This is a genomic window from Fretibacterium fastidiosum (genome assembly GCF_964642095.1).
Lineage (GTDB): Bacteria > Synergistota > Synergistia > Synergistales > Aminobacteriaceae > Fretibacterium > Fretibacterium fastidiosum.
In genome coordinates, this window is record NZ_OZ209244.1 from 19605 (window position 1) to 40052 (window position 20448).

Sequence of the window (20448 nt, forward strand, 5' to 3'; positions counted from 1 at the left end):
TTTACCTGTTGCTTTTAGCTTGACAGTTTAGCGTCGATATAGCGGTCCGCGATTTTGAGACCACTATGCTACTACTTCAACCTTTTCCGAGACGATTAACGGCAAACTGGTACATGACCCGAATACCAGCGATAATCGCTTCATCTGGCACAAAAAGCTGCGGCGAATGAAGGGATTTATGCGTTGCAGCGTTGTCCTTCAAGGCCGTACCGAGGCGGTAGAAAGCGCCTGGAATTTTTTTAAGATAGAGCGAGAAATCTTCGCTGCCCATAGAAGGCTCCTTTAGTTCGCGGATGTGATCTTCTCCGAGCGCTTGCTGCGCCGCTATCTCAACCTCTCTAAGCACCTTCTCATCTGAGATGACGGGTGGAATCCCTGGCCCAGCGAATTTGACCGTCGCGTTTCCCTTATGAGCAATCGCAGTCTGCCTGGCAATGCGTTCCAGCGCTTCTTTGATATAGCTGCGTGTTTCAAGAGTCATGCAGCGCATCGTGCCCTTCATTACGGCTTCGCCTGCTGTGATATTTGGAGCAAGGCCGCCCACGATGGTACCGATAGTAACGACGGAAGGGTCCGTCGGGGACACCTCGCGCGCTACAATGCCCTGCACAGCAATCAGCACTTGTGCTGCGATATAGAGGGCATCCACGCACACCTCCGGATGTGCACCATGCCCTTGTTTACCGGTCACGGTAATAGTAAAGCTATCCGACGAGGCCATCATTGGGCCATGACAAAAAGCAACGTCTCCACATGGGGTCTGAGGCCAGATATGAAGTCCAACAATAGCCTCGGGGATCGGATCCTCAAGAACCCCAGACCGTATGATGGACTCCGCCCCGCACATGATCTCCTCCCCGGGCTGAAAAATCAGTTTTACGCTACCAGCCAGTTTCGTACGTTCCTGCTGCAATGCTTTTGACAGGCCAAGGAGCACGGCTGTATGTACATCATGCCCGCAAGCGTGACAGACGCCAGGATTCAGCGATGGCCATGGATACCCACTGTCCTCCGCCGTGGGAAGCGCGTCGATGTCCGCTCGAAAAGCGATGCACGGGCCGGCGGACGCCCCATGGATCACGGCCGCGACGCCGGTCTCTTTAAGCGGAATGAAATCAGCAATGCCGAACTCCTCAAGTCGCTCACGGATGTATTTTGTCGTTTCAAATTCCTTGAAGCCAAGCTCTGGATGCTGATGAATATGGCGACGCCACCCAATAGCGTCTTTCTCTAGAGATATAAAATCCATGGTGTTTCCCCTCTCGTTCCAGCTGGCCCAACAGCACGAGCTCCTGGCCAATACTACGACAACAGCCCGAAGGTTCCATTTATCGGCTCTCCGGGCTGTTCATTACCCTACCTCTGGGCCATTTCAGTGATCTTCCGATACCTCTCTTCGCCCCAAACCTTCGTGCCCAGCACGTCCCGAACCTTCCGAGTCGCTTCGATAAATGGCTTCAGATCAGGAGTCGTAACGGTCACGCCGGCATCCTTGATGCTCTTGAGCAACTCCACCTGCTGCTGCTCCATCAAGGCCTGAGTCAACTTCTCCGCCTCTGCCTGCGCCTCAATGAGAATCTCCCGTTGTTCCTCCGTCAAGCCCCCGAAGAATTCCTCGTTGATGACGACAAACGCAGGTTTGTTAATGTGATTTGTCATGGCAATGCACTTCTGGACCTCATGAAACCCGGCTGCAACAATCGTCTCAATAGGATTTTCCTGACCATCAACGACGCCGGTCTGCAGAGACGTATAGACTTCGCCAAAGGACATCGTCGTAGGCTGCGCCCCCATAGCAACGAGCGTATCGACGTAATAATCGCGCTCTGGAGAGCGTATTTTCATCCCCTCCAGGTCATCCATTGTATTGATGATCTTGTTAGCGCTGATAACACGCGGTCCACGCGGAAGAAGGCCAAGGATGCGCACACCATAATCGCTCAAGCATTTCTGGTTCCATTCCTTGCCAATATCGCTGTTCAGGATCAGTTTCCAATTGTCAAGGTTTTTCACGAGGTAAGGGAGGCTCAGGTACTCGATCTCCGTCATAGGCGGTTGGCCGCTCGACATCATGTGAATCGTCCCCATTTGGACCTGCTCAAACTGCTCCGTTGTCTTACCAAGCTGATCCGCGGGATAGAGAAACACCTTAAGCTCTCCATTCGTCCCCTTCTCAACGAGCTCCTTAAACTTCTCCATTCCCGTGTAGGCCGCCTCGCCAGAGCTGGCCCAGGTGCTGTAGTGAATTTCCCTGGCGGCAAAAGCAGACGACGCAAAGGACAGAAGGAGGAACAACACGGCTGCTACAGCAACAAACTTCTTATGCATAAGACTCACTCCTTTGATAAACTTACAGCTCAGAGCAATGACTCAATCATTCTCCACAATATGCCCTTCGCCGGATGGCCAACAGGTATTAACGGTCTTCCATTTTTCAACGAGTTTGCAAGCGTTACGGATCACCTCATCAAACAGTTTTTTTCCGTTCTCCGGACTAGCCAACAAGGCGTTACCCATAATACCGTCCGGAGAAATGTCCTCCATGTTCATAAACACGGAAAAGCCAATCCCATCATAGGTGAGTGTCGTTAAGTTTTCCACGTCCATCCCCTGCACCTGACGGTTGATGCGCGGTCTTTCTGGTAAAAGTTCCATGCGCATGTCCTCTGGGTTGAGATACCAGGTCATTGAAGTCAGTGGTTCGGCACCATGAGCCGAGGTTTTGGGATCGTCAAATACGCTCTTACGAAAAGCCGGCGTCAAAAGACTCCACAGGTTCACGTTGGGGATCATGATGCCGCGCTCGCGCAGGATCATCCTGGAAACGCGGTCTAAGAGCGGATTGTTCCCCGCATGTCCGTTGAAGAACATGATACGCTTAATACCATGATCCAGGAAACAACAGCAGATATCCTCCATCAAACTAATGAACGTTTTTGGCTGAAGTGATACCGACCCTGGGAATCCTCGAAAGTACTCGGAGTAGCCAAAGGGGATGCAAGTCGTCATATAGGCCCCTGTCCTTTTCGATACAGCTTTTGCCACTGCCTCAGCGCAACGGTAATCACCTGTCGGAGTATGGGGGCCCTGCTGTTCTGTAGAGCCTAAAGGGATGAGGATTACGGGGTCTTTCTTGAATGCGTTCTCCACCTCTTTCCACGTCATCCGATATAGTTCGTGCTTTTCCATAACTTCTATCTCCTTTCCTACAACCTTCGTGAGCTTTCACTTCAAAAAATAATCGGGAATAAACGTAGATATCCAAGGAACATAGGCGATTATAAGTGTCGCGATCAACATGGGGATATAAATGGGGATCATCGTTTTTACGAGGTCTTTATAGGACGTGTCAGCAATCTCAGCTGCCAACGACAAGCACACGCCGACAGGTGGAGTGATCGACCCAATTCCTGTGGTGAACACCAAAAGCACGCCAAAGTGAATTGGGTCAATGCCCAGCTTAAGGATAATGGGAACGAGGATAGGCGTGACAACAACTTGAATAGCTGATGGAATCATGAAAAGCCCCATGATGAAAACAAACAACGTGATCAGCCCTAAAAGGACATAACGATTGCTGCTCAGCTGCAGTAACGCGTTAAGCACCGTCGTCGGTACTTGAGCGCGGGTGACAACCCAGCTGAACATGGACGCAAACGCGATGATTAATAACACCTTAATGCTGTTCAGTGCAACGTTTGCAAGAAGGCTCCACGTCGTACGAAGCGAGGCCTCGCGGTAGACAACAGCCCCCATGAAAAAACCGTAGAGGACGGCCACGGCAGCTGCTTCTGTTGGCGTAAACATGCCGCTGAGGATGCCGACAACAACAATAATGGGCATCATCAACGCTGGCGTTCCTCGAAGGATGGCGCGTCTAGCCTGTTTAAATGTAGCTCTGGGGGATGTCGGATAATTTTTCCTGATCGAGTAGTAGTGCGTAAACACCATTTGTGAAATCGCGATGACAAACCCAGGCAGGATGCCTGCGGCCAAAAGTTTACCGACAGGCTGCTGAGCGAGGACCCCATAGAGCACAAGGCCAATACTTGGAGGAATGATGGGACCAATGAGGGAGGAGGCCGCCGTGATGGCAGCGGAAAAATCAGCGTCATAGCCTTCCTTTTTCATCGCTGGAATCAAGATAGAACCCAGAGCTGCTGTGTCTGCCGTCGCCGACCCGGAGATGCCGGCAAAAAAGACGCTGGCAAGAATATTCACTTGCGCTAAGCCGCCGCGCATGTGACCAACCAAGGCCTTGGCCATGTCTATAATGCGGTCTGTTATGCCACTGAAGTTCATCAACTCCCCCGCAAGGTAAAAAAATGGGACGGAGAATATGGTAAACGAGTCGATGCCTGATACGATATTCTGCGAGAGAACATTCAGCGGGATACCTTGGTAGAGTAGGAAGATGAGTGAACTGACTCCTGTTGCAAAGGCAATGGGCATGCCTAAGAGCGTCAAGGCTGCGAGCAGAATAAACATCAGCGCGATCATCGGGCCTCCTCCTTCTTTTCGCACACTCTGCGGATCATGACAGGGAGTCGTATAAGGATGCTACACAACATGAAAAAACAACCAAAGGGTGCGGCTGCCCTCCAGAATGTAAACGGCAGCTTTAAAGCGCCTGATGTGATGTGCCATGAAACCTTCAGCAACTTAGGCGACGTAGCCGTCATTATGGCCAACATAACAGCGACAATGAGGTTTAAAAGGAGGTCAAGCCACCCCTGCGTTTTCTCTGGAAGCGACCGGACAAGCTCCGGTATCGCGAGATGAGCCCTTTGATAAGTCAGGACTGGCCCCCCGAACATCGTCATCCATACAAATAAAAGGCGAGAAAGCTCCTCGCTCCACACCAGAGGAGAATCCAACACAAAGCGGCAAAAGACCTGGGTGATCGTTAAAATAATAATCGCAACAAACAAAATGCCCACTACAACCCGAAATAACGCCATCAGACGCGAGTAAAAGCGTGTCAAAAACATCACCCCCTCATATTCTATGTTTTATAGTAAATAGACGGCATTTTATTGTAAAAACGCTACTTCATATTGCCAAATATTACTATTCACATAATGTTCGTCATACGCCAAAGGCAGCTTGTGTTGATCATAAGAATACCTGCGAATCAACAGCTGAGGTGATCCCTCCTTTACCTTAAGGTACTGAGCGTTTTCCCCATGAATTGCGACTGCTATGAGCTTCTCCTCCGCCAGGGTGACTGCAAGTCCTCGCTGAACAAAAAGACATTCCTTGAGATTAGAAAAATCTCCCAGTTCGCAAAAATTGACAGAGGCAAGTTCCGGTGCAAGGTAATTGTGCATAACAACGACAGGTTTGTTACCCAGGCTGCGCACGCGGATAAGATGCGGGAGCAGCGTGCTTGATGTAACGCCAAAAAAAGCTCGTGCATTTCCCGGGGGCTGACATACCTCAACAAGATGAGTCTTACACGTGAGATGAGTCCAATTTTCGCTGTAGTGTCGCTGTAACCCCGATTGCAGAAGCCAAGGCGTAGAACGCTTCAACTCTCGAACGCGCGTTCGCCGGCCCGGATGTCGTTCAATCAGGCCCTCGTTTTTTAATTTTTCTAGGGCTTGTCGTACCGGAGCCTTGCTTACCCCATACAGTTCCTCCAGTTCGCCGTCGGTGGGCAAGACGCTGCCGGGGGGGTATTCCTCAGAGCCTATCTTGCGAAGGAGATCGTTATATATCTTGTAGTATAGAGGAATATCCATTGCCACCCACCCCAATCGTAACATTAAATTACCATTATCAAACTATGATCCTTAAATGTCATAATATTATGCTATCATGTTAAATGTGTCAAGGAAATTTTTGTCGATGGCAAGGAGGAACAAAAAACGTTATACTTCCTTAAGGTGCCTGGGGCTGGGTGAAGGCTTAATCGAGGTGCAAAACCCTTTGTGGGGCAGAGCCTATCTTCAGCGTCATCACTGGATAAAAGCGGGTATTCGCCGTGCAGCGTCTGTGCGAGACCGCTGCCGGCGGAGTAAAAATCAACTGTCATTCAAGGGAGGTAATGTCGTATGAGTAGTCAACAGAAGGAAGTGCGGAACTTCAACCCGAACCTGGTGTTGGTCGTCATGATCGTGCTCTGCACCATCGCGTCGTACTTCGTGACAGCCGGAGCCTATGATCGCGAGACGATCAACGGAGTGACGCGCGTCGTGGCGACGAGTTATCATGAGACGGCACGGACGCCGGTTTCGGTCTTCAAGATGTTCGAGTCCATCCCCCAGGGACTGACCGGCGCGGCGATGATGATGTTCGCCGTCATGATCATTGGCGGCGTTGTAGCGATCTACAACAAAACGGGCGTTATGGGCGCTGCCATCAACTCCGTCCTCAAGCTCTCAAACAGGGTGGGCAGTCAGCTAATTATCGCCATCATCGCGCTCGTCTTCATGTTCATCGGCGGCATCCTCGGCTGGTCGGAGCAGATCATCCCCTTCGTACCCATCATCATTTCACTGTCCATCTCGCTGGGCTACGACTCGCTGGTTGGCATGGCCATCTCCGGCTTCGCCTGCCTGATCTCCTTCGCAGTAGGGCCCTTCAATATTTATACGGTCGGCATTTCCCATAAAATCGCTGAGTTGCCCATGTTCTCCGGTTGGGGCCTGCGTCTCGCCGTGCTTGGCGTCGTGGCACTATCGAGCCTCTTCTGGATCCTGCGCTACGCAGCGAGTATCAAAAAAGACCCCGCACGGAGCCTGATGACCGACGTCGACACGAGTTCTCTGGTCATCCCTATCGATGAGTCCAACACATTGGACGGAGCCAAAACGGTTTCATTGATTTTCATGGGCATCTGCTTCGGCTTCACGGTGTGGGGACTGCTGACCCAAGGTTGGTCCTTCGGTGAGATGAGCGCCGTCTTCCTGATGGGCGGCGTCGCGACGGGCATCGTCAACCGCATGTCCGCTTCCGACATCTGCGACACCATCGTGAAGGGCGCACTGGCTGCGTTCGGCGGGGCATTGATCATCGGGCTGGCCCGCTCCGTTCAGTGGGTCATGACGCAGGGCGGATTGGTGGACCCCCTCGTTCACGGATTGACGAGCATGATGAGCACCGCTTCCTCCTACCTAACATCCGTATTCATGTTCATCGTCAATTTCTTTATCAACGCGCTGATCCCCTCCGGTTCTGGCCAGGCAATGGCCGTGATGCCCATCATGATTCCCATGGCCGACATGCTGCACATCACGCGCCAGACGGCGACGTTGGCTTTTCAGTTCGGCGACGGCATCTCCAACACGCTGTGGTTCACCAACGGCACGCTCCTGATCTATTGCGGCCTGGCCCGCGTTTCCTTGAAGAAATGGTATCAGTTCATCCTCCCGCTGCAGGTTTTCTTCTTCCTCATGCAGCTCGCGTTCCTGTACCTGGCCGATGCGATCGGCTACGGGCCCATGTAGGGGGTTCCACGTCATGGGGCGTGCTGGTTTGCGACACGCTTGAGTGCGCGCATCCTCTCCTGAATCTCAACACTACGATGCGTTATTCAAAATGGGGACGGAAGGCAGCTTGTGATTCTGCCCTCTGTCCCCACTTTCGGGGAGCCTTCCGGCTACCGCTCGCCTTTGCTCGCGGGCCGTCAGTCCCCTTCTCATGATTTCCTGCCGGTCAGCTCAACTCACGCAGCGGTGCGTGATGATGTCGATGATCGTGTGATCGACGTCCTTCATGCCCTCGCGGTTCAGCCGCGCCGCGTTCTCCGCCGTGCGCGTGAAGCTGTTCACGTCAACGACGCCCTGGGACACCGCCATCCCGCCGCCAGCCAGGGCGATCTGCGCCGCGTAAAAGGCCTCGGTCGCTCCCGTGCCGACCTTGAGCGCGCAGGACTCCTTCGCTCCGTCGCAGAGCATACCCGTGATGTTGCCCAGCACCAGTTCCATGGCCTTCTGCGCCTGCGCGTCCGTGCCCCCCAGGACGTTCACGATGCCTGCGGCCGCGCCTGCTCCTGCTGCCACCGCACAGCCACAGACGGGGCTAAGGCGCCCCATGCGGCTCTTGACGAAGCTCGTCGCCAGGTGGCTGTAGGCCACAGCGCGGGCGATCTCCTCGCGGGATTTTTGATGCGCCGCACCAACCACGTAGACCGGTAGGATCGCGGTGATGCCATGATTGCCGCTGCCCGCGCTGCTCATCACGGGCAGTGCCACACCCGCCATGCGCGCGTCAGAGGCTGCGGCGGAGATCGCCTTCACCTGAGCGGCCAAATCGGTGCTGTAGTTCGCACCAGCCGAGGTCCTGATGGTTCGCCCCAGGCCAAGCCCCACCTCGTGGTCAAAGCCGAAGTCCGAGATGCGCAGGTTCATCTCGATGCCCCTCCAGACGTAGTCCACGTCCTCAGGCGAGAGCCGGTCGGCCAGCGCCACCAACTCTTCAAAGCCCATCGTCTTCACCTGGTCGGGAATAGAAACGGAGGCGTTTTTTTCGGTCGTCTTTGGCGTGGCAGAGTCGCAGGACGGCACGGCCTCAAAGACGACCGTGTCGTTTTTTTTCACGAGCGTGATGTTGCCGTGCGTCTGCTCGATCACGGCCGTCCCCGTCTCCCCGCCAGCGTAAGCCTTCGCCTTGACGTAGACGCCGCCCTGACCGTTGGCCGTCAGCGTCAGTTTGCCGTCGTCGATAAACGCTCTGGCCTTCCGAAGGTCGTCGGGAGTCGCGTCCTTCAGCACCTCAAGGCTGTAGGCGCTGTGGCCACAGAACACCGCCAGTGCCGCGGCGATCTCGTTGCCGCGCGCGCCGTCGGTCCCCGGCACTCCGACGGCGATGCCGTTCTTAAAGATGTTGTCGCTGACGACGACCTCCAATCGCTCCGCCCGCGCGCTCAGCTGCTCGCACGCCCTGGCGACCGCCAGCGCCACAGCCCCCGGCTCAGTACAGCCCAACGCCGGCTTTACCTCTTCATGCAAAAACTCAGTGATGGTGAACATAGGCCCTCCCAAACTCTCCAGTGCCAAAAATCAGCGACAACACGAACGCTCGACGACCGTCTTATGAACCAGCTCCAGGAACTTCTTCGGGGTGTGCGGCTCGATCACGCAACCCGGCCCCAGGATCAGGCCGGGGCGACCGCACATCTCCCGCACCTCGCCGACGACCTGTTCCTCCGTCTTGGTCAGCCAATTCTCACCCCAGCTGAGGCCTCCAACGAACGCCTTTGTGCTGTACTTGCGAACCTCCTCCATGGAGGGGCCTTCATCGCGGTCGTGCCAGCTCAGCCCCTGCACGGGGTAATGCTGAACTTCGTCGATGCGCACCTGGGCGCCGTGCAGGTGCAGAACGTTAAACCAGGTCCTGTCCTTAACGGCATTCAGGATCGCAAGGTCATACTTTTCGACAAACGCCTCGTGCTCGGCTTTTTCCATCGTCTGGCGCCCCGAAAGCTGCGAGGCATAGAAGAATCCGTCCGCGCCCAGGTCGGCGGAAGCGCGGGCAAATCGAATCGTGGTGTCCGTGACCATCTCCAGCACGCGGTGGACGCGAGCGGGGTCCTCGCGCATATGCCTGACCAGCACGGCTGGAGAACACATCTTTGCCAGCGTGGTGGCCGGGCTGAAAAGCGTCTGCAGGAAGGGCACGTGTTCCTCCATCATCTCCATGAGAATGCGCTGCGACTCCAGGACGACGGCGTACTCACCCCGGGTTCCGTCGATAGGACGAATGCGATCCCAGTCCCTGACGTCCCTGATGACGGGCTCATGCTGAGTGGGGGCCTTTTCAAAGCCCTCGTACACGTCAAGGTCAACGCCCATGTCGATGGTGGTGTAAAGTCCAAAGGGCATGTACTTGATAAAGTCCAGATCGTACTCCCTCTGGGCCTTGAGCGCCAGTTCGGCCAGGCGGCGGGGATGACGGTCGCGATTGGGGTAGTGCATCCACATGCTGTAGGGCGTGCGGTCGTTCTCCTTCAGCGCAAGGGCGTTTTCGATCCTCTGCTTGTGCGTCAACATTGATAAAACCTCCCGAAATATAGTACGACATGACAAAACTTACTATCGCGCGCCAGACAGCATTCACCGATCCTCCAGGCGTTACCGCAGCACGCGACGGTTGATCAGCGGCATAAAAAGCGTGGTCGAGCGATTCGAGTCCGGAGCGCGGACTTCCTCCTGCTGCAGGAAGCGGTCGAGGCGGCGAAGCGCCGTCACCATATGTTCGTGAAGCAACACGGTCGCCTCCACCGCATCACCGACCCGGCAGGCCTGAAGGATCGCGTCGTGGGATTTAAAGGCGTTCTCCTGCACGTTCGGCAAAGTAATGTCCATCTGAACGTAGCGATCGATCTTGTTGTACTGTGACTCGATCAGCTCCAGCAGACGGGGCTTTTCTGCAATTTCATAAAGCGCGCGGTGAAATTCCCAGTTCGTCTTGCGGCTTCGCCTTTCCGGCGGCGTCTGCGTCGATTCCAGGAGCAGGTTGTGGACTCGCGCAGCCGATTCTTCCGTGATGTTCTGCACGACGTAACGCAAGATCAAGGACTCGAGCGCGTAACGGATCTCAAAGATCTCGTGCAGCTCCTCGATGGACAAGGAGGCAACGACCGCCCCCTTGTAGGGGATGATCTGCACAAGCCCCTCGCTGGAGAGCTGCATCAGCGCCTCGCGAACGGGGATGCGGCTGACGTGGTATTCCTCCGCCAACTCGGCCTGCAGCAGTTGTTGCCCGTCGTGATATCGTCCGGAGAGGATGTCGCTGCGCAAACTCAAGTACACCTGCTTGTTCATGGTGCGCTTGCCGTCTTTAAGCATGACGCTCGACTTTCCTCCTCGCAAAGGCCAGGGCCTCCCGATAGGTTTTCTCGTCGGGACAGTAGATCTGCGCGAGGCGCCCGTACTTTCCCCTCAGCTGAAACGAGTTCATCCCCGTCAACTCCCTGAGGCTCCGCACGTCGCTCCAGTCCACGTCCCTCGCCACGCTGCCAACGACACCTTCCGGGACGCCAACGGCAAAGGGGCGAACGTGGGCTCCCGACGCACCCGGCACATTCCTCGCGCGAAGCGTCTCGACAAAAACGCCGTTGTCCTCAAAGCGATAACACATCACATAGCCGCGACGGTAGAAGAGCAGGCAGACCACGACGAACAGCACCCCAACCAGCAGCACCAGATAGCTTGCATAAATCGAGGCCGCCGCGAGGTGCGTTCCCGCCAGGGCCCCCCCGCCAAACACGACCTGGGCAAGCGCCATGACCAGCACGGTAACGAACCAAAGGATCACCAGCGCCGAAGCCAGGTCCATCAGGAGCAGCGGGTTGGTGAGCACGGGGACGCCGCAGAACCAACGCAGCGTCCGCTCCGTGCTCCCGTGTCGTTCTGGAGCGTCAGACATGGCGAACAAGCTGATCCTTCAGCCTGTGGCACGCGACGAAATGTCCCGGTTCAATTTCGACCAGCGCGGGCGTTTCGCTGGTGCAGGCGTCCCCGCGACGCGCACAGCGCCCTGCGAAGCGACAGCCGGCAGGAGGATTGACCGGGCTGGGCACGTCTCCCTCAAGGATGATTCGCTGTTTTTTCGGCTCGACGCTGGCGACGGGGACGGCCGAAAGCAGTGCCTGCGTGTAGGGATGCAGCGGCGACTTGAACAGCGTGCTGTTGTCTGCCTTTTCCACCACGTTGCCGAGGTACATGACCGCAACCTCGTCGGAGACGTAGCGGACGACCGACAGGTTGTGCGAGATGAAGAGGTACGTGTAGCCGCGCTGCTCTCGCAGATCGGCAAGCAGGTTGAGGACCTGTGCCTGAATGCAGACGTCCAGCGCCGAAACCGGCTCGTCGAGGACGATAAAGTCCGGGTCCAGCGCAAGGGCACGGGCGATGCCGATCCTTTGACGGCGTCCGCCGTCCAGCTCGTGGGGAAAGGAGGTCGTCAAACGCGAGGCCAGGCCGACCAGGTCCATGAGCTCGCCGATTTTTTCGTTCAGCTCCTTGTGCGAACGGCAGACCTCATTGATGATCAGCGGTTCGGCGATAAGCTGCGACACGGACATGCGAGGATTCAGCGACGAGAAGGGGTCCTGAAAGACGATCTGCGCACGACGGCGAAATTCGCCGCGCTTCGCCCCCTCGAACTTCAGCGCGTCCTCGCCATCGAACAGCACCTCTCCGCCACTCGCTTCGATCAGGCCGATGATCACGCGCCCCAGCGTGGACTTTCCGCAGCCCGACTCCCCCACCAACCCCAGCGTCCTGCCGCGCGGGATGTCGAGCGACACGTCGTCAACGGCGTGAAGCAATCCGCTGGAGACGGTGAAATACTTTTTCAGATGTTTTACTTCGATGAACTTATCCGGTTTATCGCTCATAACCACTCCACCTCACTGCAGGAACGCGTTGCCCGACGCAGGGGTCAGCGGGAAGTAACAATCGACGAAATGTCCCGTTTCCACTTCCTGCATGCCGCAGGCCCTTTCATGACACAGGTCCTTCGCATAAGGACAGCGCGGCGAGAAGGAACAGCCCTTCGGCAGGTTCGTCGGGTCGGGCGGCAAACCGGGGATCACGGCCAGCCGGCTTCCAAGCGGGCTCTCCAGCGTGGGCACCGCGTTGAACAGCCCCTGCGTGTAGGGGTGCTTCGGCGCGGTGTAGAGGCTTTTGAGGTCGGCGTACTCGATGAGATGCCCCGCGTACATGATCGCCACGTTGTCGCAGGTCTCCGCCACGATGCCCAGGTCATGAGTGATGAGGAGCATCGACGTTTTCTCGCTCTGCTGCAGCTTCTTGATCAGCTCCAGCACCTGGGCCTGGATCGTCACGTCGAGCGCCGTGGTCGGCTCATCGGCAATGATCAGCTGAGGGCGACAGGCCAGAGCGATGGCGATCACCACGCGCTGGCGCATTCCGCCCGAAAACTGGTGCGGAAAGTCCCTGGCGCGCTCGGGGCGGATGCCGACCAGGCGAAGCATCTCGATGGCCCGTTCGCGCACCGCTCCTCCTTTTAACTTCAAGTGCAGGGAAACCATCTCCACGATCTGATCCTCGACGGTCATGATCGGGTTCAACGAGGTCATCGGGTCCTGAAAGATCATGGAAATGTCGCCGCCGCGCAGGCGACGCTTCTCGGTCTCCGTCATCTTGCATACGTCGACCCCGTTAAAGAGGATCTCGCCGCCGACGATCTCGCCGGGAGGGGTCTGCACCAGCTGAAGGATGGAGAGGGCCGTCGTCGTCTTGCCCGCCCCCGTCTCGCCCACGAAGCCCAGCGACTTTCCGCGCTCCAGCCTCATGTTCAGGTGGTTGACCGCCTTCACCACCCCCGAATCCGTGTTGAACTGCACGGAAAGGTCTTTGATGTCCAGAAGAACGTCCTTATTTTCGCCCATGGTGTCCACCTAACGCTTCTGCTTGGGGTCAAGCGCGTCGCGCAGACCATCGCCGAGGAAGTTCAGGGAAAGGATCGTGAACATGATGGCCAGCCCGGGGAAGATGCTCATGTGCGCGCTGTTGCGCAGGTACGGGCGTGCCGCAGACAGCATGCCTCCCCATTCGGGATAGGGCGGCTGAATTCCCAGGCCGAGGAAGCTCAGGGTCGCAGCAAACAAAATCGCGTTGGCTACGCTCAGCGTCGATTGCACGATGAGCGGCGCGGCGCAGTTGGGCAGGATGTAAAGACAGATGATGCGCTTGTGAGAAGCGCCCATGGCGCGAGCCGCTTCAATGAACTCCTGATCCTTGATGGAGAGCACGGAGGCGCGCGTCAGACGGGCGAACTTGGGAATATAGGTGATGCCCACGGCGACCATCAAGTTGAACAACCCCGGACCGAGAACGGACGAGATGACGATGGCCATCAGGATCGTGGGGATGGCCATCTGAACGTCCATCAAACGCATGAGGACGTTGTCCAGCCTGCCGCCGAAGTACCCGGAGACCGCACCGATCAGTCCTCCCACCACCAGCGAGATGGAGACGGCGATCAGGCCGACCTGCAGGGATATCCGAGAGCCGTAGATGAGCCGGCTGAGGATGTCGCGCCCGAACTCGTCGGTCCCCAGCCAATGGAGTGTCGAAGGTGGCTTGCAGATCATCATATAATCCTGCTGGGCGTAGCCGTAAGGCGCCAGCTGATCGGCAAAGACGGCGCAAACGATCAACACGAGCAGGATAAAGAGTCCGAACAGCGCCAGGTAGCTGCGGCGCAGACGGATCATCGTGTACTTGAACATGGAGTTACCCTTCACGACAGTCCCCCCTACTTGACGTGAATGCGCGGATCGACCACCGCATATAGCAGATCGACGGCCAGGTTGATGAAGCAGTAGGCCATGGAGATGAACAAAACGCCTCCCTGAATGATGGGATAATCGCGCAGGTTGATGGCATCGAGCATCAGGCGACCGACGCCGGAGATGGAGAAGATGGCCTCCGTGACGATCGATCCACCCAACAGCGTGCCGAACTGCATGCTGATAATCGTCATGACAGGGATCAGTGCGTTCGGCAGGGCATGGCGCCAGATTACGACGCTCCCCTTCTGCCCCTTGGCACGGGCGGTCCTGATGTAGTCGGATTTGATCACCTCCAGCATGCTCGACCGCGTCATCTTCGCGAAGAGGGCCGTTGATGAGCCGGAAAGGGTGACGACGGGCAACACCATCTCACTCAACGTGTCGAAGCCCATCGAGGGCAGCCAGCCCAGCTTGACCGAAAAAGCCAGAATGAGCAAAAGTCCCGTCCAAAACGTCGGCATCGAAACGCCCAGGAGAATGAAAACGGTCACCACGCTGTCCAGCAGCGAGTATTGTCTGATCGCGCTGAGAATCCCCAGCGGCAACCCCAGGAGCGTGCTGAAGAGCACCGCCGCAAACGCCAGCTTCATCGTCGTCGGGATGCGAATCGCCAGCTCCTGAGAGACGGGACTTTTCATGTTGTAGGAGTACCCCAAATCAAACTTTGTAACGGCATTGAAAACGTACCGCCCAAACTGAACGAAAAAAGGATCGTCCAATCCATGCTCACGGCGAAACGACTCGATGGTTTCAGGCGTAGCTTCCTCGCCAAGGGCGATGCGGGCCGGGTCCCCAGGCGTAAAGTAAAGAATGGTGAAGAGGATGAACATGACGCTCAGGATAACGGGGATCAGCATGAAAATTCTGCGGATAGCGTACTTCAGCACGGGAGCATCACCTTTTTCCTTGAGTTCTGTCGGGAAAAACAAAAAAATTTCATAGGGGAAGTGAGTAAAGGGGCTTTGCAAGGCTCGGGGGCCAACGGCCCCCGAGCCTTGCAAAGGCGGAAGCTACTTCAGACGCTCGGTCTGCTCAGGGTAGTGGATATTGGTCAGCAGGTTGATCTTTCCGTCGTAAAGCTCATCGACGCCGATCAGGTCCTTCTGGGCGCCGTGAAGCTCGTCGGCCTGACACAGGTAAACCCACGGGTGCAGGTCGTTGACGCGATCCCAGATCTTCTGGAAAACCTGACCGCGCTTTTCTTCGTCGATACTGTGATTGGCCTCATCCATCAGGTTGTCGATCTCAGGATCGGAGATGCGGGCCGAGTTGGTGCTCGCGATGGAGGTCGTGGTGATGACCGACTGCCAGTAAACCCCTGCGTCGCGATTGGTCTGCATGCCCCAGGTGGCGGCGTACATGTCGTACTTCTCAGGCTCTTTGCGCACCTTGTCGCTGATGACGGCGTTCTCGAACACGGAGACGTTGACCTTGATGCCGACGGCACCCAGCATGCTCTGCAGTACGGTCGCGCCGTTGACGCGGTCGGCGGCGTTCATCACCCAGAGGTTCAGCTCGAGGTCCTTGACGCCGGCCTCCTCCAGGAGCTTCCTGGCCAGATCGGGGTCGTACCCCCACTTCTCGGGGTTCTCAGGGAACCAGGAGGACGCCGTGGGCAGCGGGCCCTCGCCGGGGATGCCGTTGCCGTTGTAGACGACCTGAACGTAGGCTTCCTTGTTGATCGCCGCGTCGATCGCCTTACGCACACGGGAGTCCTTCAACTTGGGGCTGTCCATGTTCATGGCCAAGTGCAGCAGGACCAGGCCGGGAGCCTTAACGGCCTTGACGCGATCGCTGTTCTGCAGGCGCTCGAAGTCCGAGGGCGGCACGGCGTAGATCATATCGACCTTATCCGTCTCGAGGGCGATGATGCGGGTGCTGTCGTCCGGCAGGACGACAAAGGTCAGCTTCCTGGCGTAGGGTTTCTCGCCCCAATAGTCGTCAAACGCCTCCATTTCGACCCGCTCGCCCTTCGTCCAACTGACGAACTTGTAGGGACCGGTCCCAACCGGCTTGCGGAAGTAGTCGGCTCCAGCCTCCTCAACGGCCTTGCGATTCAGGATCATGGCGTAGGGGTGTTTCATCGAGCCAAGCCAACCGCCGACCGGGCCGTTCGTGCGCACGATCACCGTATGCTTGTCGATCACCTCAAAACCCTTGGGGTCGATCCACACGCCCTTTGATTTTGCAAACACGGAGCTCTTGGGATCGGTCACGCGCGTCAGCGAGAACACGACGTCGTCCGCCGTAAACTCCTCGCCGTTGTGAAACTTGACGCCCTTGCGAAGGTAGAACTTGTAGGTGTGGTCATCAAGCACCTCAACCTTTTCGGCCAGCACCGGCGTCAGTTTGCGCGTCTTGCCGTCAACGGTGAAGAGCGGCTCGTAAATCTGCTTCTGCATGGAGAAAGAATAGGTATCGACCGCGTTCTGCGGGTCGAAGTTCTTCGCGTCGATGGAAACTCCAACGCGAAGGGTTTCACCCCTCGACGCGGCAAAGGCCACCCCGGCATACAACATCGCCAGAGCAAAACAAAGCGCGAACGTCTTCTTCATAGACAAAGGACTCCTTCCTGAATCAAGATGTTACGACAATGACACCAGGCGCTGCTGCACTTCCCCTATCGTAGCCACATTGCGTCGTGGACACATCCATTGGAGGCCAAGCCCCCCACACTCGGTCGTAAAATCCATTATCTCCAAATAATATCCACGGCTTCTTTGATTCTAGCAAATAATATACAAAATGCAAGCCTGCTGAACCCATTCAACGCGACAGTGCGCAATCGCAAAAAAGCGCCCTGTTTTGAGTAAAAAACACGAAAAATACCCCATTCATTCTATTCTTGCCCAGGATAAAATCGGGGCTCCGAATTTAATCAGCGAAACTTAACGCTTCGATCGATTATGCAAAGAAAGCAAACTTGTATACAATATACAGGTCGTTCGTTACGCGCCATCAGGTTGCCCTCAGCCTCCGGAAGTGCAACACTCCTCCAGGCGGGGTGAAAAAAGTCAGGAGGAAGATCATGGCTTCAGAGATCATGGAGAAAGCTCAAAGCATACGGAACTACCTCGTGGAATGCAAACGCCGCATCCACCGCCATCCCGAACTTGGCATGCACGAAATCGAAACCGCGGCCTTCGTTCGCTCCGAACTGAAGAAGCTCGGCATCGAACTTCAGCCCATAGACACACCGGTCGGCGTCGTGGGAATCGTTCGCGGCCAGAAAGACGCCCCCGGCAGGGTGATCGCCCTCAGGGCCGACATGGACGCCCTGCCGATTCAGGAGGAGGCTGCGGTCCCCGACGCCTCGGAAGTTGCAGGCGTGATGCACGCCTGCGGTCACGACGCCCACACCGCAATGCTCCTGGGGGCTGCAAAAATCCTCACGTCGATGCCCGATCGCTTCAGCGGCGTGGTCAAACTCATCTTTCAACCTGCCGAAGAAACCCTTGGAGGATCGGAGCTGATGATTCGTCTCGGCTGCCTCGAGAACCCAACCGTGGACGTCATCCTGGGGCAGCACGGCATCGCTGAATTCGCTACGGGTGACATCGCTTTCCGCGAAGGCCCCAGCATGGCCTCCTCCGACACGTTCTCCGTCACCGTCAAGGGCGTCGGCGGACATGGCGCATACCCCCACAATTCGGGCGCAGACGCCCTGCTCGCCTCGGCAAACTGCGTCATGTCGCTTCAGGGTCTGATCACCCGTCAATTCAACGCCGTCGATCCCGTCGTCCTTTCGATTTGTACTTTCCACGGCGGAACGGCGAAGAACATCATTCCCGCTGAAGTGACCTTCGGCGGCTCCATCCGCTGTCAGTCCCCAGCGAGCCGCAGCAGGATCAGGGATGTGATGGACCACATGATCAGCTCCATCGTTGCCGGCTACAACTGCACTCACGAGCTCGACTACGTTTATGGCGTGCCGCCCCTGGTCAACGATCCCGACGTGGTCCACGCCATGCGTTCCGCCGCCGCGAAGCTGCTCGGTGAAGAACACGTCAAGACGATGAGTCAGGCGCGCATGGGCTCGGAGGATTATGCCTGCTACTGCGAAAAGATTCCAGCCTCTTGTTTCGCACGGCTGGGCATCCGGCAGGAGGGCAAAGAACCGACCCGGTTCCACAGCCCCACCTTCGTCTTTGACGAAGAGGCCCTTCCCGTGGGGGCGGGTTTTTTCGTTCAGGCCGTGCTGGAGCTGAATGGAGCGATCGCTGGTCCGACCCTATAACCCTATAAGAGGTGAGTGCCCGTCAGGGCCCCTTTAGGCGCCTGACGGGCACTCACCTCACAGTCGGTAAAAACGGTGGCCGTTTACGCTTCCCCTCGCCGTCCTTCGTCAACGCAGCGGCGCCCCTGAAGGGCCGAGACAGGACTGCAACGCGCATTGGGCTTGGAATGGAGCATACTCCTCACTTCAGCAGCATCGTCACGCCGGAAACGGCCATGTAGCCGTACACGGCAAAGCGCAGCCTCTTTGCGTCAAGCCGGTAAAATATCTTGTTGCCAAGGAAGACGCCAAGGGCAAGCGCTGCCAGCATGAGCAGCCATAGGTGAAACGTCGTGGACGTGATGACGCCGTTGTGCCACCGCACGAACGTCGAGATGCCGGAGGTGAAGCAAAAACTGGCGTTCAGCGTCGCGCGGTACTCTTCGTTGCTGTCCGTCGCAGCCAGGAGATAGATCGCAACCGGAGGCCCGCCGACGGAAAAAAGCCCCGCGCAGGTGCCCCCAATGGCACCCGCGATGACGCCGTTCAGCGGCGTGCCCTTGATGCGGATCGTTCCGCCCAGGAAGATAAAATAGAGGCAAACGGCGATCAACATCGCGCCCAGTGCGTGAATCATGAACTTTTCCGCGGCCCCCAGGGACAACTGCACCGACGCCGCCGAGCAGCACAGGGCCACGAGCGAACAGGGCAGCAGGATCTTGAAGTTTATGCTGCGATGGTGTGGCACAGCGATCATCAGCGCCGTGCTGAGACCGCATAGCGCTGAGACGGCCACGGCCTGCTGGTAGGGAAGAAAGTACGGCCACGTCGCCATGGCCACTGCCCCAAAGCCGAAGCCGCACACGCTTGCGACGACGCCACCGACGACGGTTACGCCCATCATTGCCGCTGCCACGACCCAATCCATCCGATCATCTCCATTTTCCCCGACATGAGGGCGCCCAACCACAGCAGAGGTTGCCGGCCTCCGGCGTTGCATCACTGCCCCTCCACTAACGGCCCGCCCACATCTCGCATTGACCAGTACTCCTTGTATTGCGTCAACCCCGCCGGACGCCGATGGGCTACCCTAACCCTGGATGGCGGGCGGAAAACCATCCTTTGGCGGCCTGTTCACGCTCCGAAGAGATCGGCGTGCGTGCCCGTTCCCGAGGCGGAGAGAATCAGTCTGTCCTCGAAAATCTGGTAAAGCAACAACCAGTCCCCCTCGATATGGCATTCACGAAAATCTTTCAGTTCACCGTTTAACGGGTGATCCCGATATTGGGAAGGTATCGGTTCACCGCTTGTCAGGAGGGAGAGAACCTTGACAAGCTTAGAGATATCCTTGCCGCGCTTCTTCATCAATTTGACGTCGCGCTTCATTCTGTTGGTGTAGACGATTTCAAGCACCGTCAATCCTCCAACATGGAAGCGACCGCCTCTTCTGCCGTCTTGAAGGGACCATGCAGATTTCGACGTTCCCGAGTGTCCCGAATGGCTTCCATGAGTTCCAGGGTGGGGACGCGATGACTTACGGCAAAAGGAATGCCGTTATGTTCCAGCGCCTTCATAAGAAAAATCCTGACCGCCGTCGAGGTGTCCAGTCCCAGGCTTGAAAACAGGCTGTCCGCAGCCGCTTTGGTGTTGTCATCCACTCGGATTTGTATTGTAGCCATAACGCACCTCCAATAAATCGACCAATCATGACGTTCACAAGAAAATCATAATGAATTGTCATGCTATGTCAATATTTTCAGCGGACAACTCGCCGGACATCATGCGGAGAAGCAAGGAAGCGCGTGCGGCTCGAAGACGACAACTTCGCAAAATTCACTTTCGATGGTTACATCCTGTCGATTCGTTTATCCAAATCTCATACCGCCGATGCCAACGTTCAACGCCAAGGCGGCACGTGATTGCAGGCACGACTTGCATTCATTATAGCATTCGGGCCGCCTCG

Annotated in this window: 20 protein-coding genes; 2 read left to right on the forward strand and 18 right to left on the reverse strand. The window is 56.7% G+C overall.

Annotated elements, in window-relative coordinates; all coding sequences use genetic code 11:
• Positions 1-76 precede the first annotated feature (76 nt).
• The 6 genes from ACK28C_RS00090 to ACK28C_RS00115 form a co-directional block, all read right to left on the reverse strand.
• A complete protein-coding gene (locus ACK28C_RS00090; RefSeq protein WP_015555821.1) occupies positions 77-1249 on the reverse strand; it encodes a M20 family metallopeptidase in 1173 nt (390 codons plus the stop codon).
• 107 nt (positions 1250-1356) lie between these two features.
• Entirely contained in the window at positions 1357-2328 is a 972-nt protein-coding gene (locus ACK28C_RS00095) for a TRAP transporter substrate-binding protein (protein WP_015555820.1), read from the reverse strand.
• A gap of 42 nt (positions 2329-2370) precedes the next feature.
• Positions 2371-3189, reverse strand: a complete 819-nt coding sequence (locus ACK28C_RS00100; protein ID WP_015555819.1) for a creatininase family protein — start codon at positions 3187-3189, stop codon at positions 2371-2373.
• Between the two features lie 36 nt (positions 3190-3225).
• Complete coding sequence (locus tag ACK28C_RS00105; protein ID WP_015555818.1) at positions 3226-4500, reverse strand: TRAP transporter large permease; 1275 nt, start codon at positions 4498-4500, stop codon at positions 3226-3228.
• Positions 4497-4991, reverse strand: coding sequence for a TRAP transporter small permease (locus ACK28C_RS00110; RefSeq protein ID WP_015555817.1), 495 nt, complete (start codon positions 4989-4991; stop codon positions 4497-4499). Before ACK28C_RS00110 ends, ACK28C_RS00105 begins: the two co-directional genes overlap by 4 nt.
• 42 nt (positions 4992-5033) lie before the next feature.
• Entirely contained in the window at positions 5034-5768 is a 735-nt protein-coding gene (locus ACK28C_RS00115) for a GntR family transcriptional regulator (RefSeq protein ID WP_409152292.1), read from the reverse strand.
• A 288-nt stretch (positions 5769-6056) separates the two neighbouring features.
• Between ACK28C_RS00115 and ACK28C_RS00120 the strand changes: the two genes are divergently transcribed.
• Positions 6057-7451, forward strand: coding sequence for a YfcC family protein (locus tag ACK28C_RS00120; RefSeq protein WP_208872475.1), 1395 nt, complete (start codon positions 6057-6059; stop codon positions 7449-7451).
• A gap of 213 nt (positions 7452-7664) precedes the next feature.
• Here the strand turns inward: ACK28C_RS00120 and ACK28C_RS00125 are convergent, their stop codons facing one another.
• From ACK28C_RS00125 to ACK28C_RS00165, 9 genes are all read right to left on the reverse strand, one after another.
• The gene (locus tag ACK28C_RS00125) at positions 7665-8975 is read right to left on the reverse strand and encodes a serine dehydratase subunit alpha family protein (RefSeq protein ID WP_208872474.1); all 1311 of its coding nucleotides are present in this window, start codon (positions 8973-8975) and stop codon (positions 7665-7667) included.
• Between the two features lie 30 nt (positions 8976-9005).
• Positions 9006-9995, reverse strand: a complete 990-nt coding sequence (locus ACK28C_RS00130) for a uroporphyrinogen decarboxylase family protein (RefSeq protein ID WP_015555815.1) — start codon at positions 9993-9995, stop codon at positions 9006-9008.
• Positions 9996-10076: 81 nt separating this feature from the next.
• Positions 10077-10793, reverse strand: coding sequence for a GntR family transcriptional regulator (locus tag ACK28C_RS00135; protein WP_015555814.1), 717 nt, complete (start codon positions 10791-10793; stop codon positions 10077-10079).
• The gene (locus tag ACK28C_RS00140) at positions 10786-11373 is read right to left on the reverse strand and encodes a hypothetical protein (RefSeq protein WP_015555813.1); all 588 of its coding nucleotides are present in this window, start codon (positions 11371-11373) and stop codon (positions 10786-10788) included. The genes ACK28C_RS00135 and ACK28C_RS00140 overlap by 8 nt, the downstream gene beginning before the upstream one ends.
• A complete protein-coding gene (locus ACK28C_RS00145) occupies positions 11366-12346 on the reverse strand; it encodes an ABC transporter ATP-binding protein (RefSeq protein ID WP_015555812.1) in 981 nt (326 codons plus the stop codon). The genes ACK28C_RS00140 and ACK28C_RS00145 overlap by 8 nt, the downstream gene beginning before the upstream one ends.
• A 12-nt stretch (positions 12347-12358) precedes the next feature.
• The gene (locus ACK28C_RS00150) at positions 12359-13363 is read right to left on the reverse strand and encodes an ABC transporter ATP-binding protein (protein ID WP_208872472.1); all 1005 of its coding nucleotides are present in this window, start codon (positions 13361-13363) and stop codon (positions 12359-12361) included.
• 9 nt (positions 13364-13372) lie between these two features.
• Positions 13373-14206, reverse strand: coding sequence for an ABC transporter permease (locus ACK28C_RS00155; RefSeq protein WP_015555811.1), 834 nt, complete (start codon positions 14204-14206; stop codon positions 13373-13375).
• 26 nt (positions 14207-14232) lie between these two features.
• The gene (locus tag ACK28C_RS00160; protein ID WP_208873927.1) at positions 14233-15156 is read right to left on the reverse strand and encodes an ABC transporter permease; all 924 of its coding nucleotides are present in this window, start codon (positions 15154-15156) and stop codon (positions 14233-14235) included.
• A 123-nt stretch (positions 15157-15279) separates the two neighbouring features.
• Positions 15280-16824 (reverse strand): ABC transporter substrate-binding protein, encoded by a 1545-nt coding sequence (locus tag ACK28C_RS00165; protein WP_015555810.1) that lies wholly within the window; start codon positions 16822-16824, stop codon positions 15280-15282.
• Positions 16825-17297: 473 nt separating this feature from the next.
• On the opposite strand from ACK28C_RS00165, the gene ACK28C_RS00170 reads away from it, so the two are divergent.
• A complete protein-coding gene (locus ACK28C_RS00170) occupies positions 17298-18506 on the forward strand; it encodes a M20 family metallopeptidase (protein WP_015555809.1) in 1209 nt (402 codons plus the stop codon).
• Between the two features lie 181 nt (positions 18507-18687).
• On the opposite strand, the gene ACK28C_RS00175 is transcribed toward ACK28C_RS00170, so the two are convergent.
• The 3 genes from ACK28C_RS00175 to ACK28C_RS00185 all read right to left on the reverse strand — a co-directional run bounded on the left by ACK28C_RS00175 (position 18688) and on the right by ACK28C_RS00185 (position 20164).
• Positions 18688-19413, reverse strand: a complete 726-nt coding sequence (locus ACK28C_RS00175; protein WP_015555808.1) for a sulfite exporter TauE/SafE family protein — start codon at positions 19411-19413, stop codon at positions 18688-18690.
• A gap of 206 nt (positions 19414-19619) precedes the next feature.
• Positions 19620-19898: a type II toxin-antitoxin system YafQ family toxin gene (locus tag ACK28C_RS00180; protein WP_208872471.1), complete on the reverse strand. Its 279-nt coding sequence runs from the start codon at positions 19896-19898 to the stop codon at positions 19620-19622.
• Between the two features lie 2 nt (positions 19899-19900).
• Entirely contained in the window at positions 19901-20164 is a 264-nt protein-coding gene (locus ACK28C_RS00185; RefSeq protein ID WP_015555807.1) for a type II toxin-antitoxin system RelB/DinJ family antitoxin, read from the reverse strand.
• Positions 20165-20448 lie beyond the last annotated feature (284 nt).